Genomic DNA, 17,293 nt, shown 5'->3' on the forward strand with positions numbered 1-17,293 from the left:
CGCATGAGATTAATTCCTTTACTTACCCCTGCTCAAGTTGGTCGCTGGAGCGCTGCTTATATAGCTAACAAGATTAATGCATTCAATCCAACTGCAAACAAGCCGTTTGTATTAGGTCTACCAACAGGCGGTACTCCACTCACAACTTATAAAGAGTTAATCAAATTACACCTTGAAGGTGAAGTTAGTTTTGAACACGTTGTTACTTTCAACATGGATGAATATGTAGGTATAGATAAAAATCACCCAGAAAGCTACCGCACATTCATGTACAGCAACTTTTTCAATCACGTAAACATTCAAGATAAAAACGTTAACTTACTGAATGGTAATGCTGACGATCTGGATGCTGAATGCCAGCGTTATGAAGATAAAATGAAGAGCTACGGTCAAATTAATCTGTTCATGGGTGGCGTAGGCGTTGATGGTCACATCGCATTTAACGAACCAGCTTCATCACTGGCTTCACGCACACGCATCAAAACACTAACAGAAGATACACGTATTGCTAATTCACGTTTCTTCGACAACGATATTAGCCAAGTGCCAAAATTAGCACTGACCGTTGGTGTCGGCACACTATTAGACTCACAAGAAATCTTGGTGTTAATCACAGGTCACAATAAAGCCCAGGCACTTGAAGCCGCTGTTGAAGGTAGTGTAAACCACCTTTGGACTATTTCTGCGCTACAGTTACACCCTAAATCAATTATTGCGTGTGACGAGCCTGCAACGATGGAATTAAAAGTGAAAACGGTACGCTACTTTAAAGAACTAGAAGCGGAAAACATTCAAAGCTTTATTGCGGAGTAACTCTATGTATGCACTCACTAATTGTACTATCTACACAAACGACAGTGTGCTAACTGAGCACTGTGTAATTGTCGATGGTGAATACATTCATGACTTGGTTGCTATCGCAGATTGCCCAACAGATATCGAACGTATTGACCTTGTAGGTGCAAGCTTAACAGCTGGCTTTATTGATTTGCAACTGAATGGTTGTGGTGGCGTATTGTTTAATACTGATATCAGTATTAACACCCTTGAAATTATGCAAAAAACCAACGAGCGCTTTGGCTGTACTAGCTACTTGCCAACATTGATCACGGCTACCGATGCAGAAATGAAGTCTGCGATTGATACCATGACGGCGTATTTAGAAAAACACAGCAACCAAGCACTCGGCTTGCATTTAGAAGGTCCTTACCTGTCTACAGCGAAAAAAGGCATTCACAGTATTAACCTTATTCGCCGCAGTGAACAAACGATGATCGACCATATCTGTACCAACAGTGCAGTGATCAGCAAAGTAACCTTAGCACCAGAGAATACTGACGCGACACACATTGCACAATTAACCGCAGCAGACATATTAGTATCAGTTGGTCACACTAACGCAACGTACACCGAATGCATGCAAGGTTTTGAAGCTGGTGCGCGTTTTGCGACGCATTTGTTTAATGCCATGAGCTCGATTACGGGTCGTGACCCAGGTGTGGTTGGCGCAATTTACGATCATAAAGACGTTTACGCCGGTATTATCGTTGATGGCCACCATGTCGATTACGCTAATGTACGTATGAGCCATAAATTAATGGGCGAAAAATTAGTCTTAGTGACTGATGCTGTTGCGCCAGCCGGGGCCAACATCGAATCTTTTGACTTTGTTGGCACGGAAGTGTTCTATCGTGATGGTAAATGTGTTGGTGCCGATGGTACACTAGGCGGTTCAGCATTAACGATGATCGAAGCAGTTGAAAATACAGTGAAACATGTTGGCTTACCGCTGGCAGAAACACTGCGTATGGCGAACCTATACCCAGCAAAAGCAATTGGTGTAGCAGATAAACTTGGCAGCATTGCAAAAGGCAAAGTTGCGAATTTAACAGCCTTCAATGCCGACTTCACCGTTATCAAAACGATTGTAAACGGACAAGTGAAAAGCTTCTAATTATGAAACATAGCCCAGTCGCCAATATTGAATTTATTAAACAAGTAAATACCGCTTCTGTTTATCGCCTTATCGATGAAAAAAAGCAAATTTCACGGGTCGCTTTAGCAAAATTAAGCGAGCTAGCGCCTGCAAGTATTACTAAGATGACACGTCAATTAATGGCGGCAGGGTTAATTAAAGAAGTAGCACAGCAAGCCTCGACTGGCGGTAGACCAGCCATATCACTGACCTGCGAGATAGAAAAGTTTATCTTTGTAAGTTGTAAACTTGGTCGTAATAATTTAACCATCGCGTTGCATGATATTGCAGGAACGAAGCTCACCACTTACCGTGTTGCTTTAGACACTGCACCAGACAACGATGTAATCCCATTTTTATTAGCACAAATTGCCGACTTCATTGACGCTAATATCAATACTGATTTACAACGCTTAATCGCTATTGCGGTGACGTCACCCGGTTTGATCGACCGAGAGTCAGGTACAATTGTCTATCTACCAAAACATAATCTAAAAGATATCCCACTCGGAAGCCTACTCACCAAAGAGTTTAGTGTTCCTGCGTATATTGCCAACCACACCCAATCTCTGTCATTAGCTGAGTTGTACTTTGGTGCGGCGCAAGATTGCCAAGACAGTGTATTACTGTCCGTTCATGATGGTGTTGGTTCTGGTATTATTAATAACGGTAAAATTTTTACCAACTACAATAATCAAGTCGGTGAAATAGGCCATATTCGCATTGATCCTCTCGGTTTACCTTGTCATTGTGGCAGCCATGGTTGTTTAGAAACGATCGCCTCTAATGAAGCAATCCTTAAACAGATAACAGGATTAATTAATCAAGGCCACGAAACAAGTCTCACTATCGAGGGCTTAACTATCGAAGGCATTTGTAATGCTGCAAATAGCGGTGACGAATTAGCCGTACAAGTATTACAACGAGTGAGTAAGTTACTCGGTCAAGCAATCGCAATCATAGTTAACTTGTTCAATCCGCAAAAGTTGTTAATCAAGGGCGAGATTGTCGCAGCAAAAGAATTAATCTTCCCAATCATTGAACACAGTGTGCAACAACATGCATTAGGTAGTTTTGTACCCAACGTCGTGATTAACGAAGCACAGTTTCAAAATGAACCCTCTATGGCCGGTGTGGCGTTAGTTCGCAAGGCACTATTGGAAGGAAGCCTACTCAATCATATCATTCATGAATATGATAATGACTAACGAAACATCAGCGTAAAAAATTCGCTCTAAACTCACGAATACAGTTGGAGCGGGCTCACTTCTAGCGTTATCATTTTTACTTTTATTTGCTATAATCCCTTTTATTGACTGTTAATGAGTATTGATATGCATTTCGATGACAATATCCGCATGGTTTTCTCAACCGAAAGCGGTCGTATTAAAGAAGAAAAACAAGTTGAAACTGCACCTGAAGGTGATGGCATTGTACGTATCCGCCGCGAAACAAAAGGCCGTAAAGGTAAAGGTGCGACGACGATTAGCGGTATAGAATTACCCGAAAAAGAATTAAAAGCACTCGCAAAAGAATTGAAAAAGAAAAGCGGTGTGGGTGGCAGTGTCAAAGATTTTATCATCGAGATCCAAGGTGATCAGCGTGACATGGCAAAAGAATTTTTAGAGAAGAAAGGCTACACTGTGAAACTCGCAGGCGGATAATTTCAATTGCTCTTATTAATTTATACGATATAAAGAATGGCGTTATGAGTCTCACTCACAGCGCCATTTCTATATCTGATGTCAAACAACAGTTTGGTGTTTGCACGATATTATTACTTAGATTTTTCAGTACACCCCGTCAGCTTTTAAACACTTGTCATTTGCATAAAATCAAGGCAACATAACCTTGTCGACGGTGATCACATGATCATTAATCGATTAAATTCTCAGGGCGGGGTGTAATTCCCCACCGGCGGTAATAATCAGGCGGTCGATTTATTCGTCACCTATTTCAGCCCGCGAGCGCCTAAGTGGCATATGATTTAATAAAGTCATCACTTAGGGTCAGCAGATCTGGTGAATGCTATGCCATATAGCCTAGTCCAGAGCCGACGGTAATGACATATTCACGAATATGTCTAAGTCCGGATGAGAGAGAATATAAGATGCGTTAACATTTACCTTGGTAGATGATTAATCACGCACCTCTAATTCTGTACGCCCTGATTCTGGAACCCAATATTTTATATAGTTGTATATTAAGGATTTAAACCATGAATCAGTCTTTACTTTCCCCTTTTGGCGACGCAATCACGCGTGTTGAAACAGCACTAACCGCATTACGTTTAGGCAAAGGGGTTTTAGTTGTTGATGATGAAGACCGTGAAAATGAAGGTGATATGGTGTATGCGGCTGAGTCGCTTACCAATGAACAAATGGCGCTACTGATCCGAGAAGGCAGTGGTATTGTTTGTGTTTGTCTACCTGACGAGCGTGTTAAGCATTTAGAGCTTGCACCTATGGTTGAGAATAACTCAAGCCAATATGGTACGGCATTTACAGTTAGCATCGAAGCGGCCGTTGGCGTAACAACAGGCGTATCTGCTGCGGATCGTGTCACCACAATTAAAGCCGCGATTGCCGATAATGCAATGCCAAGTGATTTGGCACGTCCAGGTCACGTTTACCCACTACGCGCACAACCAGGTGGTGTATTAACGCGCCGTGGTCATACCGAAGGGACAATTGATTTAATGAAACTCGCGGGGCTAAAACCTGCTGGCGTATTATGTGAAGTAACCAATCCTGACGGTACAATGGCACGTCTACCAGAAATCATTACTTTTGGTGAAAAGCACGACTTACCGGTATTAACGATTGAAGATATTGTGACTTATCGTAACGCACAGTTAGATCAAGTCAGTTAATCGTTTTAAATAAGAAAAGGCACTGTGATTACGCTTATTAGCTTCTATTAACGCTAATTTATCATTAAACATCAGTGCCTTTATACATAGTAACCTTGATAAAGAACACCATAAACAACAAATCATTTAAGCCGTAAATGGTATAAAAGATACCGGCAAGTAAATCTACTTCGTACAAGTTAAATAAGTTATTTGTTGTTAACCAATACACCCATGCGCCCACGTATACCAGCTTTTCTACCGCAAAAACTGAGACTAACAAACGAATATTACCTTTAGTCATCGCGGCAGCAAAATATGCCAGTCCCCATACCACAATCATAACTAAACCAAAGTTAGACATCACAACTGGATCTGCATCATTAATTGCCGTATTACTAAACAATTTCGAGAACGTAAGTACCCCACCAATATTAACCAGCGCAGCTAATATAAGGCCATATTTAATTACCGTTTTATTCATTACGATTTCCTTATTCTTCATGAGTTTATACAAGGTTCATTTAATGTTTTAAAAAATTTTGTTATAGCGCTAGCCTCAAGCGGTTTACTAAAATAGTAACCTTGCCCATATTCACAATCTAATTTCTCCAAAAGCATTGATTGTGATACGGTTTCAATCCCCTCTGCGACAACCGCTAAATTCATCCGATGCGACATTGTTATTATTGTTTCAATTAAAATATCATCACGTGCATTACCGATCTCATTAACGAATGAACGATCAATTTTGATTTTATCCAGCTGAATACGAGACAGGTAGCTAAGGCTTGAGTAACCCGTACCAAAGTCATCCAACGCGACTCTAATTCCCATGCTTCTAAACTGGGCAATTGTTGCTAACGCTTCATCACCACCATCAAGTAACACAGATTCAGTGATCTCCAATGTTAACCATTTAGGTTCAATATCATACTTTATTAATGTCGCCGTAATCATCTGAATTAGCTCATTATCTTGTAACTGTATTGGAGATAAATTTACAGCCACTTCATTAATATCAATTAGCTCATCACTACGCCACATGGCTAACTGACGAATAGCTTCACATAGAACCCAACGGCCAATATTAATAATCAATCCCGTTCTTTCAGCCAATTCAATAAATTGCAATGGCTCAACTAAACCTCGACGAGGATGTTGCCAGCGGACTAATGCCTCCGCTAGTTCATATTTACCCGTTTTAAAATTAATAATAGGTTGATAGTGTAATCGTAGCTCACCACGCGATATTACATGACGTAACTCAGCCTCAAGTTCGAACCGCTCATGACCTGCAGTTTCCATATCTTGTTTAAAGTAAGTAATCTTATAAGCCTTATTATCTCCCACTTTTGATACGGCTAAATCGGCAAAATGCATCAATTTACTCGCATCTTTTATAGCTAACTCATGACTGACTACAACGCCACAACGCGCCTGGCAAGCATAAGAAATAATCTCTAATTGAATAGGCTCAGAGAGCGACGCTAAAATAGAATTAATTCTATGGTCCAAAAGATCGCGCTTATGGGAAGGGAGAATATAAACAAATTCATCACCACACCAACGGCCAACCTCTTCATCGTGTTGGCACAATGAAAGCAATTTATTAGCAATTTCGACTAATAGACCATCACAAATATCATGCCCGAAACGATCATTTAACACTCCAAAATTATCGATGTCGATAAGAACAATCGCGAATTTATCGTCAGGACAAGAAAGTTTATTCTCGATACTATTTAATAATGCGTGTCGATTTGGTAGTTGAGTCAATTGGTCGAGATAAACTAAGTCTTTCAATTCTTGTCGCTGCTTCTTTTGCTCTGCAATAACCAAATTAAAATGATCTGATACAGCCCATAATTCACTATTATATTTGTTATCTAAAGCCTTATTTTTTTGCGTTGACTCTGTATATTCTAAATGCTCAGAGATCAAACTTTTGGCTGTATCAAACAGTTGATAAATTGGAAGAATAATTTTAACCCGTGAACCCCAGAGCAATATAAAACTTAATGTGGCTAAGCTAAATAGCAAGGCTATTATATTTTCTTGTAATTCTGCATATACTCTTGCATAAGCGCTTTCTAACGGCAGTGCAATAAGAACAAATGCATCACTACCACTATCGGCTGGAAACATAGGTTTATAGGCGACTAAACGGCGTATATTATCTGCCGACTTTACTTCATAAACACCTTCTTTTTGTGGCAGTGAATCAGTAAGGATCATGGCTAAACTTTCATTTTCGGTAGCAATACCATAGTGTGAAGCGACGACTTGACCGTCGCGATCAACAATAAAAGCAGCACCATCTTTAGGGAAAAAATTATCTGTTAATTGTTCACCCCACCATTTTAACGATAGAACTGCCACAGCAGCGGCTATAATATTGTTATCTTTATCATAGACTGGCACCGAAAAGTTCATTGAAGCGAGGCCAGTTTCTCTGTCAATCTGGAATTTACTCATCGAAAACAAACCATTTTCAATGGTATTACGAAAGTACCAACGGCCTGAAACATTAGTTGTTTGTTGCAATGGCAGCGCATTACACAGCAGGTCACCATTGGCTAGCGGTACTTTGATATCAGTTAAAATAGGATTAAGGCGTTGGATTCTAGAAATAAACAGAGAACAATTAGGGTTTTCGGGGTTAAGTATGGCTTGGTCTTCCGCTAAATTAAATAGGATATTTTTAGTATACCGAATTTTATTTTTTTGCTGTTTTACCACCTTTTCAGCAAATAGAAATGCTTTATCACGTATTTTTTGTTTTTCAGCCATAAATTCATGCCAAATATTATATGACATAAAAGATAATGCGGGGATCAGCGCAATCATCAAAATAATAAGAAATCTAGACACCATTGGTCGAATTATCGGCAAACCATTCCCCTTGATTCCAAAAAATCACTGTATTCAGTAACCTCTGTAATCGCTAAATAAATTAGTAAATAATCATTAAGAGCAATAGTTTACCGATAGAAGATCTATATGTGAATGCTCACAGTTCATTTAATAATCTATTATCCACATAGATAAGAATGAATAAGGTTTATTATAATTAAAAGTAAATCTAACAGCAGATTCCGCTAATTATGTGCTTAAACCAAGTCAATAATTAATGCTTCGACAACGCTTATAAGTAATAGCTTTAATTTGAATTACGGTTGTAATTAATAATCCCATTAACAAAAAACAGACAGGGCATGAGCATCATAAAGACAGCCAATATTGCATAATAATAGAAAGCCATAAATATCCCTTTTACCTTTGCTAGTTTAAATTGAGACACAGTGTTCCCATTAACGAATGGCATAATACCAACAATTGGCCCGTTTAATAGTGGCATAAATTACACCTATAATTGAGCACAAAGATATGTTAATGAATTTCACCTAATGTTACTTAACGTGGGTTCTCAATACTAAAAATATGACTTTTTAAGTATATTTTAGTGTTATTAACCCAGATTTGCAGGTACCATCTATCCCAAAGTGATTAGATTGAAGGATGCGATCTTGGATCGTTCATAATTTAGATAACGAAAAACGATGTCAAAATTTTGCAGATATATTCACATACAAGGATAGTAAAGAACATATAAGTTTTTCTATAATCAATATAAAAAAACGCACAGTTTTAACTTTATCAACGAAATATGAATGGCATTTACAATATTGGGATTCAGGGCTATATCGTCGCTTAGATGAACGGCTTCACCATGGCGTCCATTTGTGGAATACATTTAGCGATGAGCACTGCAACATTTCAAAAAAATATCTGCATAACGCAAATAAAATTGATATTTGCACAAAGCACGATGATTATTTTGAACTGTTTTCATTTACTTCTAATAAGCATTTATCCCCATCAGCAATTATGGCTCTTGGTCAGCTGAAACCTAAGGTCAGTAAAGTAGCAAATCAACTCTGGTTCGATAAAAAAGACATAACTTTACCTATGTTTGATCATCTACAACACAACAGTATTCCCACACTACCAATAACTAAAATAGTGCATACCAATAAAATTCAATTTGGAGATGTAATATTAACAGCCAAAGAAATGGCAACTATTCATTGCTTACTTGAGCTTAAAAGTATTAAAGAAATCGCACGTTATCATCATTGCAGTGAAGCAAATGAACGCAAACGCGTGAACGTCATTAAAGAGAAATTCAATTGTGCGAACTTACCTTTATCCTTCTTATTTAACGCACTAAGAATACAGGGAGTAACGCTGGCATGTCTGGACGCCTACATCATGTCTCAATAACATGCGTATCGCTGACTGCCAGCATCGCGTTTTATCACAAGTTTGGCTTTACCATTGAGCAAGAGTTTCAAGATAAACAGTGCACTATAGTATTGCTGGAAAACCGAAACACACATATTGAATTGTTTACTTTTGCTGATGCTGTATCGCCTCAAGATCACGAAGACTTAATCTACCTTAAAGCCATTGGCATTCGTCATTTAGCAATTGAAGTCGATGACTTAATAAAGATACACCAAGCATTATCGACAACGACAACCGTAACCCCGATCAAGCAAGCTCGATTAGGGTCATTTAATTATTTTTTTTGCTATGACCCAGATGGTAATCAAATTGAAATTATTAAAACTAATCAATATATTAAAGGAATAAAATGATCAGATTAACATGGAAACAAAAAATTGGAGCCGTGACAGGTAACGCCTTAGAGTTTTATGACATTGCGGTTTTCGCCTCAATTTCAGGCTTCATTTCAGTCTTATTTTCCCATCAGGGGATTGAGCACGCCGAGTACGTCGTGTGGGGAATATTCGCATTACGATTTTTAGTACGCCCCCTCGGAGGGCTAGTTATTGGCCATTATGCTAAAAATCACGGTGTACGCTCAGCATTAATATTAACTAACTTAATGATTGGCCTTGCCACCTTGAGCATGGCGTTCATGCCGGTTGAAGCACTTGGAAAATATATAGTTGTCGCCTTTTTATTACTTCAAATTGTACAAGCATTTAGTTTCGGTGGTGAATACCCAACCTTGATATCTTATCTACACCAAGGTACAGACCAAGCAGACAAATCCAAAACCAGTAGCCTAATTGTCGCGAGTTCATTAGCCGGTGTTGTCATATCATTAGTTGTTGTTTACGCCTTAAATCAGCTATTAACAGTTGAAGAAATGAATAATTATGGTTGGCGATTACCATTACTGGTGGGTGTTTTAAATACACTTATGAGCCTGTATGTTCGTTTGTCTCTACCAGCATTACCACTCGTTAAAACGGTTATTCGACCAATGCAGCGCTCGCGATTAATTTTCCGTATATTTATGGTGACAATTATTGGCGCTGTAATTTTTTACACCCAAAACTTTGCCAGTAAAATGATTGGCGAAGAGTTAAAAATTGAAAATTTACCTTTAATTAACTCATTATTATTATTATCAACGTTAGCATTTGTAGGTTGGTTTACCGACAAATATAGCTCTGTAACGCAAGTATTCCGTTTTTCGAGTATCGCATTAGCTCTCTGCTCTATCCCATTATTCTTGCTGCTTTCAAGCGGTGATCAGGTTTACATGGGGATTTCAATTTTCCTATTTACACTTATTTCAGGCGCGCTATTGGGTAATCTGGCAGCGGTATTATGGCAAGAGTCCGAAGGTGATATTATTTCGCTCGGTTTTGGGTACAACATCGCACTATCATTATTTGGTGGAGCAACACCGCTCATCATTGGATTATTAATTCCAAAAGGGTTTGCGTTTGTTGGCCTGTACGTCGCACTGGCTGCAATCCCAGCACTCGTGATACTTTCTCGTCCTAATACGAAAGTAAACACTAAGATACAAACAGCCAGATAACTGATCATTTAGCTGTGCCATGATGAACGTAATGGCACAGCGTCTCGGTTAGTTGAATAAATTTAAATTACATAGTCCGCCTAATTAGCATCACACTCGACATATTTAATAAACGCCAACAACTAAGCAAACCAATCAGACCAACAAAGCCCGCACCTGCACCTATCCCTAACAACCAATACTGAAAATGGAACGTCCCTGGCATCTCGAAGATACGACTTTGTAAAATATACACGCCCAGCTCCATGGCAATACTCGCCATCAGTCCAGCTAATGCGCCTAAGGCTACAAATTCAAATAACACACTATGACGAAGTAAGCGTCCACTAGCACCAAGCGTACGTAAAATAGCAAGTTCACGTTCACGTTCTTCCATAGTGGCTTGTACCTGCGCCACTAATACTAGACTGCCAGCCAATACCACCAGCACCAAAATAAACTCAATGGCAATAGATACTTGCCCTATCACACTTCTTAGCTGGGTAATGATAGCGTCCACATCTATTAAGGTAATGGTCGGATACTGGCTCAAAAAATCCTGCAAAGCATCAGTTGCATCATCTGGCACATATAACGATGAAATATAAGTTGCAGGGAAATCAGCTAACACATGCTGATTAAAGATCATGTAAAAGTTAGGTTGCAGCGTTTGCCAGTTCACTTTACGAATACTGCTTACCGTCACTTGCACTTCTTCACTCCCCAATTGGAAAGTTAAGTTATCCCCGACAGCGACATCTAACTTATCTGCTAATGTCGATTCGATAGACACTAACGCGCGGGTATCTTCTGGCTGCCACCAGCTACCAGCAATTAAACTATTTTCATAAGGGATCACATCACGCCAAGTCAGGTTTAGCTCTCGACCCACACCACGGCGACCATTATCAGCAGATTTAGTTTCTTCCTTACTCACACGTTTAGTCACTTGGTCATCATTAATTTTGGTTAATCGACCACGAACAACGGGAAATAGGCCGCTGGATTCAATGCCTAACGTATCAACAAAATTGTCTACTTGCTCGACTTGGCTGGCCGTAATATTGACTAAAAATCGATTGGCACTGTTATCCGGTAATTGCTTCTGCCAGTCATCAATGAGGCCATTCTTCATGACCACAATAACCAATAGCAGTTGAATAGCGATGGTAAAGCTAATCAATTGCACCGCATTTTCATTAGCACGACGTTTCAAATTGGCTAGCGCTAAATGCCACGATTTTCCAGCCTTACTGCCCGCAGAACGTCCCGCAGACATAAACAAACGACCAATAACGAGCAGTACGAATGCAACCAGCATACCGCCAATTAATAATGCAGCACTGAGCACCGCATCTTGACTAAATAAATACAGCAGCGTAAAAATAGCGAATATCGCAGGTAACGGACCTATCAGCCGCGTCAACAAACTATTTTCAGCGCCACTATCACGACCGCGTAACAGGGTCATAGGCGAAGTGTTTACCAACTCTCTTAATGGCGTGATTGCAAAAGCCACAGCACAAATAATGCCCGTAACAATCGCGACTAAGAAGGGATATGCCATATTACCTGTGCTCGAAGTATCAAGATAATCGCGCATGGCATACAAACCAATATTCAATATCAGATAGCCCACAATTAGCCCTAAACTGATACTCAGTACACTCAATAGCGACCAATGCAGGCAATATAGTTTAGTCACATAACGCTTGGATGCGCCCATGGCTTTGAACACCGCCACCACAGATTGATGGCGCTGACTATAACGACGGCTTGCGACCGCAACAGCAACAGAGGCTAAAACAATGCCCAGCATACTAGCTAATGACAAGTATTTATCCGCTTTAGTTAACGCTCTCGCCAAGGGGGAATTTTGTGATTTAATATCATACCAGCGCTGGTTATCAGTCAACTGTGGTTTGAACCATTGCTCAAATGCGGTAATATTGTCGGCTTCTCCGGCGAACAGGTATTTATAACTTAGTCGACTACCCGGTTGAATAAGCTTGGTTCGCTGTACATCTTGAGTATTAATAAACACCACAGGACCAGAACTAAACACACTAAACGACGCATCCGGTATTTGCGTGATCACCCCTGTGACTTTAAAACGCATGACGCCGACTTCAATGCTATCGCCAAGCTTAATGCCTAACTGTCTTAATCCTTTCGCTTCTAACCAAGCTTCACCGGATTTCGGTGAATTAGCCGCAACCGCTTGTGAGGCATCTAACGACGGACTTACCAATAATTTACCACGTAATGGATAGGTATCCGACACCGCCGACAAAGCTGCCAATGCCATCTGATTATCAGTGAATACCATCGATGACATTTGTATCTGCTGAGCTTGGGCTAACTGTAAACTGGTCGCTTTGGCCAATACGGCTGGCTCAATAACACTACCGGTATCCAATACTCTGTCAGCAGCAATAAAGGTACTACTCTCGGCGGTTAATGCTTGTTTAACACGGCTAGAAAAACCCGACAAAGCAAATACCGCAGACACAGCTAATACGATCGCCAGTAAGATGATCGTCAGTTCCCCGCGTTTTAATTCGTGTTTTAATAAACGCAGGGAGTGTTTGCGCCAATAACTCATAACGACTCACTTAACTGCTGTTTTGTAGCTAAAGGCTCAACAACCAAAGGCTCTACATTCGCTTCTGTTAACTGGCCACTTTCCATGATCACTTGGCGCTGGCAACGCGCGGCCAATTTAGGGTCGTGAGTAACTAATATTAAAGTGGTCCCCTCTTGCTTGTTAATTTCAAACAGCAAGTCAGCAATATGTAACCCTGTTTTAGTGTCTAAGTTACCTGTCGGCTCATCGGCAAAAAGAATATCGGGTTTAGAAATAAAGGCACGGGCAATCGCCACTCGTTGCTGCTCACCACCCGACAATTGTGATGGGTAATGTTCGGCTCTGTCCGTTAAATCAACTTTGGCTAATAATTCTCGCGCCAATTGTTCGGGATTATCCATACCAGCTAACTCAGCCGGTAACATGATATTTTCCAATGCTGTTAAGCTATTGATAAGTAAGAACTGTTGAAAAATAAAACCAACATGTTTCGCACGAACCGCACTTCGTTGTTCTTCATTGAATTGGTGCAATGGCTGATTTTTAAGAAAAACTTCACCGCTCGAAGGTAAATCGAGTCCCGCTATAATAGACAATAGGGTAGACTTACCAGAGCCAGACGCACCAACAATCGCTAATGAATCACCTGCGGTCACAGTTAAATCCATCGGATATAATATATCGAGGATTTTAGCCTCTGTTTTAACTGATTTAGTTAAGGCACTTACTTTTAATATAACGTCGGAATTTAGCTTCATGTTTAAAAATGCCTTTAAAGTATTATTATTGATAGTTATCTTATTACCTGCAGCGTATGCCACAGCTAACCATAAAATCTTGTTATTGGGTGACAGCCTTAGTGCCAGTTATGGCATGACACAAAGCGAAGGCTGGGTAACCCTGCTTAATCAACAATTAGTAAAGCAAAATGCCCCGTATAATATTATCAATGCCAGTATCAGTGGTGAAACTACCGCTGGCGGCCTGTCTCGATTACCGGGTATTTTGGCTAAGCAATCCATTGATGCACTGATCATCGAACTCGGTGGCAATGACGGTTTACGTGGTTTTTCTCCCAAGTTAATCAAAAAAAATCTGACTAAAATGGTAGAGCTAGCACACGCGCAGAATATTCCTGTATATGTGATGAATATTCGTATTCCACCTAATTATGGCCCACGCTACAGTAAAATGTTTACCGATGTATTTACGCAGGTTGGCAGTGAAAAAGACATTACCGTGTTACCGTTTTTCATGGAGCAGATCGCTATCGACCCAAGCTTAATGCAAAACGACGGTATTCACCCTAACCGCACTGCACAACCTAAAATTGCCGATATTATGTCAAAACAATTAGCCGTCATTTATAGTGAGCATAACTAATATTGATGAATGAATAACCCATGTTGATAAATCCATAACATATTAAGATAAACTAGTTTGTCTTAATATGTCAGGATACGTTTCACAAATGCGGGTAAAGTACTGTCAGGGGAGTTGTGGTAGGATTAAAATAATCCCATTTGTTGATCGGTTATCAAATCAAAACTCAAGCCAATAAAAGGCAAGATACCATCAGCAATGGGTTTAATTTGTTTTTCAATGTAATGCTCAAAATCGAGTACCGAATGTTGATGCTCGACAGCTTCAGGGCCACTTAGGGTTAACACATAACTGATCCACGCTTTATGCTGATAACGTAACGGTTGCCCTAATTGGCGATTCTTCTCATCAGCAGCACGCGCCGCTTTTACATGTGGCGGCACGTTCTTCACATAAGCAGACAATTCTTGGCGTAAACGCTTACGATAAACTAACTTATCGTTAAATTCACCAGCTAAGGTCCTTTCTACAATTTCCAGCACATAATCTTCGACTGCTAAGCCATGAAATACCCGATGGTATAACTCCATTTGGAACATCTTGGCTAAGTCAGTCCAATCGGTACGTACGGTTTCCAGCCCTTTAAAAATAAGTTTTTCACCATCTTTGGTATTCACTAATCCGGCATAGCGCTTTTTACTGCCTTTATCCAAGCCACGGATAGTCGGCATTAAAAACTTGTGATAATGCACTTCGTATTCAATATCTAAGAAACAGTCGATATCGTAATCTTCACGTAGGTGTCGTTGCCACTGCTGGTTAATATATTCTGACAGCTCTTTGCCCATGCGATCGGCTTGTTCGCTACGATCACCCTCGGTAAACTTGGCGGCATCGAGTAATACAAAGGTGGAATCGGTATCGCCATAAATCACCTTATATCCCTGCTCTTCGATCCATTTTGCGGTAGTCTGCATGATTTCTTGCCCACGCATGGTGATCGACGAGGCTAAACGAGTATCATAAAAACGACAACCGCCCGACCCTAACACACCATAAAACGAATTCATTAAGATTTTAATGGCCTGTGAACGGGCAGCATCTTTATCGAGTTTGGCTTGATCGCGCTGCGACCACAGTTCGGTAATAATATCGGGAAGGTAATGCTTTTCACGATCAAACAAACCACCACGGAAACCCGGAATCGCCTCAGTCGGGTTTTGAACCCCTTCTAGCAACCCTACCGGATCAATTTTAAAGGTGCGAATAATTGACGGATACAGACTTTTAAAATCCAGTACGATGACATGATCATACAAGCCAGGAAATGAATCCATCACATAACCGCCAGGACTTGCCATTACCCCACTCTCACGCAGATTTGGCGCGATATAACCCGCGCGATGTAACTTAGGAAGATACACATTGGTAAACGCCAATACCGATCCACCGTTACGATCTAGTTCTAAACCGGTTAACTGCGAGCGTAGTAATAAAAAATCTAACAAACGGGTTTTAACAAAAATATCCCACACTAAGACGCAATCTTGCAGGTTGTATTTCGCCAGTTTTACCTTGTTAAAATGAAAGTCGTGGTTAATCTGTTCCATGCGATTATCGACATCATCAGTATCTTTACCAACACCGAGAATCTCTTGTGCCACGTTTTCTAAACTAAAACTTAGGAAGCTATAAGTTGCCGTTTTTAAACTATCAATACCATCAACGACCACCCGACCGTGTAAAGTCAGAAAGCCTTGTTGCTGTGGGGTACGGCCATCTCGCCAATGCAGGTTTTGCCCACCTCGACCCAATGCTAATTTAAGATTATGGAATGTGGCACGTTGGGCTAATAAACGGAAATCAAAGTTAATTACATTCCAACCAATAAAAATGTCGGGATCGTAACTGATCGCGAATGCTTGCAGCGCCAGTAATAAACTTTTCTCGTCGGCAACCCAATGGATTAACGGCTCGCTTTCAGGAGTTTGTGCTAAATCGCGCTCAGGCTGCTCACCTATCATGTATACCCGTTTAAAGGGCTGACCATCTGGGCAATAAGCAGGGCTTAGGGAATACAAACCGATAGAGTAAAGCTCTCCGTGTTCTGAACATTCGATATCCAGTGAGATCTGTTTTATTTTATCGACTAAGTTATCTGGCAGTTCAGCTGGTTTAAGCTGTGCTTGTTGAAATTCAACATAGCCTTTACGTTGTACAGGCGTACCAGTGAACTCGACTGCGCCTTTGATAAAACGCTCCATTAAGTAACGCTCAGGTGGGCGAATATCGGCTTCTAATACCGTAACCAGCTTACGTCTTAATAACTCTTGTGCGCGGTGAAAATCATGGGAAGTACGGAAATAAAAGGCGCTCATAAGTTCTAAATCAAAGCTACGCATTTTCAAGTCTTTAAAGGTAAAGCGCGGATTCAACTCACTTAAACAAGCTAATGCAGTGGTAAGTTGATCTTGAGGAATGAACATCACCAGCTGCTGGGTTGCCGGGATCAGTTTAACCGCACCCATTTCAGATGCTAACCAGTAGCTTAATTCATTGTTACCATTACGATCACGGCTATGGCGCGATAATAAAAAACCCAGATATGTAGCAGACAAAATTGACCAGAAAAAGTTGTTTAAGACTGGTTAAGTGTACAGCATTTTTTGAGGTGTGAAAATATTTACACAAAGACGTAATCGGATAACATCA

At 40.4% G+C, this 17,293-nt stretch carries 15 protein-coding genes and 1 riboswitch; of the genes, 9 read left to right on the forward strand and 6 right to left on the reverse strand.

Translation table 11 applies throughout. The features are described 5' to 3' along the window. The first annotated feature begins 3 nt into the window (after window positions 1-3). From nagB to ribB, 5 genes are all read left to right on the forward strand, one after another. Window positions 4-813 (forward strand): glucosamine-6-phosphate deaminase, encoded by an 810-nt coding sequence (nagB, locus tag BT797_RS22845; RefSeq protein ID WP_045109459.1) that lies wholly within the window; start codon window positions 4-6, stop codon window positions 811-813. 4 nt (window positions 814-817) lie between these two features. Beyond that, window positions 818-1,954 (forward strand): N-acetylglucosamine-6-phosphate deacetylase, encoded by a 1,137-nt coding sequence (gene nagA / locus BT797_RS22850; RefSeq protein ID WP_045109458.1) that lies wholly within the window; start codon window positions 818-820, stop codon window positions 1,952-1,954. A gap of 2 nt (window positions 1,955-1,956) precedes the next feature. Beyond that, the gene (locus BT797_RS22855) at window positions 1,957-3,183 is read left to right on the forward strand and encodes an ROK family protein (protein ID WP_045109457.1); all 1,227 of its coding nucleotides are present in this window, start codon (window positions 1,957-1,959) and stop codon (window positions 3,181-3,183) included. A 114-nt stretch (window positions 3,184-3,297) separates the two neighbouring features. Next, window positions 3,298-3,639 (forward strand): stress response translation initiation inhibitor YciH, encoded by a 342-nt coding sequence (gene yciH / locus BT797_RS22860; RefSeq protein WP_006030229.1) that lies wholly within the window; start codon window positions 3,298-3,300, stop codon window positions 3,637-3,639. Between the two features lie 219 nt (window positions 3,640-3,858). Then, window positions 3,859-4,084, forward strand: a riboswitch (FMN riboswitch). A 109-nt stretch (window positions 4,085-4,193) separates the two neighbouring features. Then, window positions 4,194-4,847, forward strand: coding sequence for a 3,4-dihydroxy-2-butanone-4-phosphate synthase (gene ribB, locus BT797_RS22865; RefSeq protein ID WP_045109456.1), 654 nt, complete (start codon window positions 4,194-4,196; stop codon window positions 4,845-4,847). Window positions 4,848-4,911: 64 nt separating this feature from the next. Here ribB and BT797_RS22870 read toward each other — a convergent pair whose 3' ends face one another. From BT797_RS22870 to BT797_RS24020, 3 genes are all read right to left on the reverse strand, one after another. Then, entirely contained in the window at window positions 4,912-5,310 is a 399-nt protein-coding gene (locus BT797_RS22870) for a hypothetical protein (RefSeq protein WP_075473621.1), read from the reverse strand. Between the two features lie 17 nt (window positions 5,311-5,327). After that, window positions 5,328-7,721 (reverse strand): bifunctional diguanylate cyclase/phosphodiesterase, encoded by a 2,394-nt coding sequence (locus BT797_RS22875; protein ID WP_244534306.1) that lies wholly within the window; start codon window positions 7,719-7,721, stop codon window positions 5,328-5,330. Between the two features lie 268 nt (window positions 7,722-7,989). Beyond that, entirely contained in the window at window positions 7,990-8,187 is a 198-nt protein-coding gene (locus BT797_RS24020) for a hypothetical protein (RefSeq protein ID WP_045109454.1), read from the reverse strand. Window positions 8,188-8,348: 161 nt separating this feature from the next. Between BT797_RS24020 and BT797_RS22880 the strand changes: the two genes are divergently transcribed. From BT797_RS22880 to BT797_RS22890, 3 genes are read left to right on the forward strand one after another with little or no spacing between them, the layout of a single operon-like run. Then, entirely contained in the window at window positions 8,349-9,113 is a 765-nt protein-coding gene (locus tag BT797_RS22880) for a helix-turn-helix domain-containing protein (protein ID WP_052678259.1), read from the forward strand. Then, a complete protein-coding gene (locus BT797_RS22885) occupies window positions 9,083-9,490 on the forward strand; it encodes a VOC family protein (RefSeq protein ID WP_045109453.1) in 408 nt (135 codons plus the stop codon). Before BT797_RS22880 ends, BT797_RS22885 begins: the two co-directional genes overlap by 31 nt. Further along, on the forward strand, window positions 9,487-10,692 hold the full coding sequence (locus BT797_RS22890; protein WP_211705612.1) for an MFS transporter: 1,206 nt from the start codon (window positions 9,487-9,489) through the stop codon (window positions 10,690-10,692). Before BT797_RS22885 ends, BT797_RS22890 begins: the two co-directional genes overlap by 4 nt. A 67-nt stretch (window positions 10,693-10,759) precedes the next feature. On the opposite strand, the gene BT797_RS22895 is transcribed toward BT797_RS22890, so the two are convergent. Beyond that, a complete protein-coding gene (locus BT797_RS22895; RefSeq protein ID WP_075473622.1) occupies window positions 10,760-13,276 on the reverse strand; it encodes an ABC transporter permease in 2,517 nt (838 codons plus the stop codon). After that, on the reverse strand, window positions 13,273-14,016 hold the full coding sequence (locus tag BT797_RS22900) for an ABC transporter ATP-binding protein (protein WP_045109452.1): 744 nt from the start codon (window positions 14,014-14,016) through the stop codon (window positions 13,273-13,275). Before BT797_RS22900 ends, BT797_RS22895 begins: the two co-directional genes overlap by 4 nt. On the opposite strand from BT797_RS22900, the gene BT797_RS22905 reads away from it, so the two are divergent. Beyond that, window positions 14,015-14,641 carry an arylesterase gene (locus BT797_RS22905; protein WP_075473623.1) on the forward strand — a complete coding sequence of 209 codons (627 nt, stop codon included), beginning with the start codon at window positions 14,015-14,017 and terminating at the stop codon, window positions 14,639-14,641. The genes BT797_RS22900 and BT797_RS22905 overlap by 2 nt on opposite strands. 125 nt (window positions 14,642-14,766) lie before the next feature. On the opposite strand, the gene BT797_RS22910 is transcribed toward BT797_RS22905, so the two are convergent. Next, a complete protein-coding gene (locus BT797_RS22910; RefSeq protein ID WP_075473624.1) occupies window positions 14,767-17,199 on the reverse strand; it encodes a DNA polymerase II in 2,433 nt (810 codons plus the stop codon). Window positions 17,200-17,293 lie beyond the last annotated feature (94 nt).

Origin of the sequence: Moritella viscosa (assembly GCF_900120065.1) — a bacterium.
Taxonomy (GTDB): domain Bacteria; phylum Pseudomonadota; class Gammaproteobacteria; order Enterobacterales; family Moritellaceae; genus Moritella; species Moritella viscosa.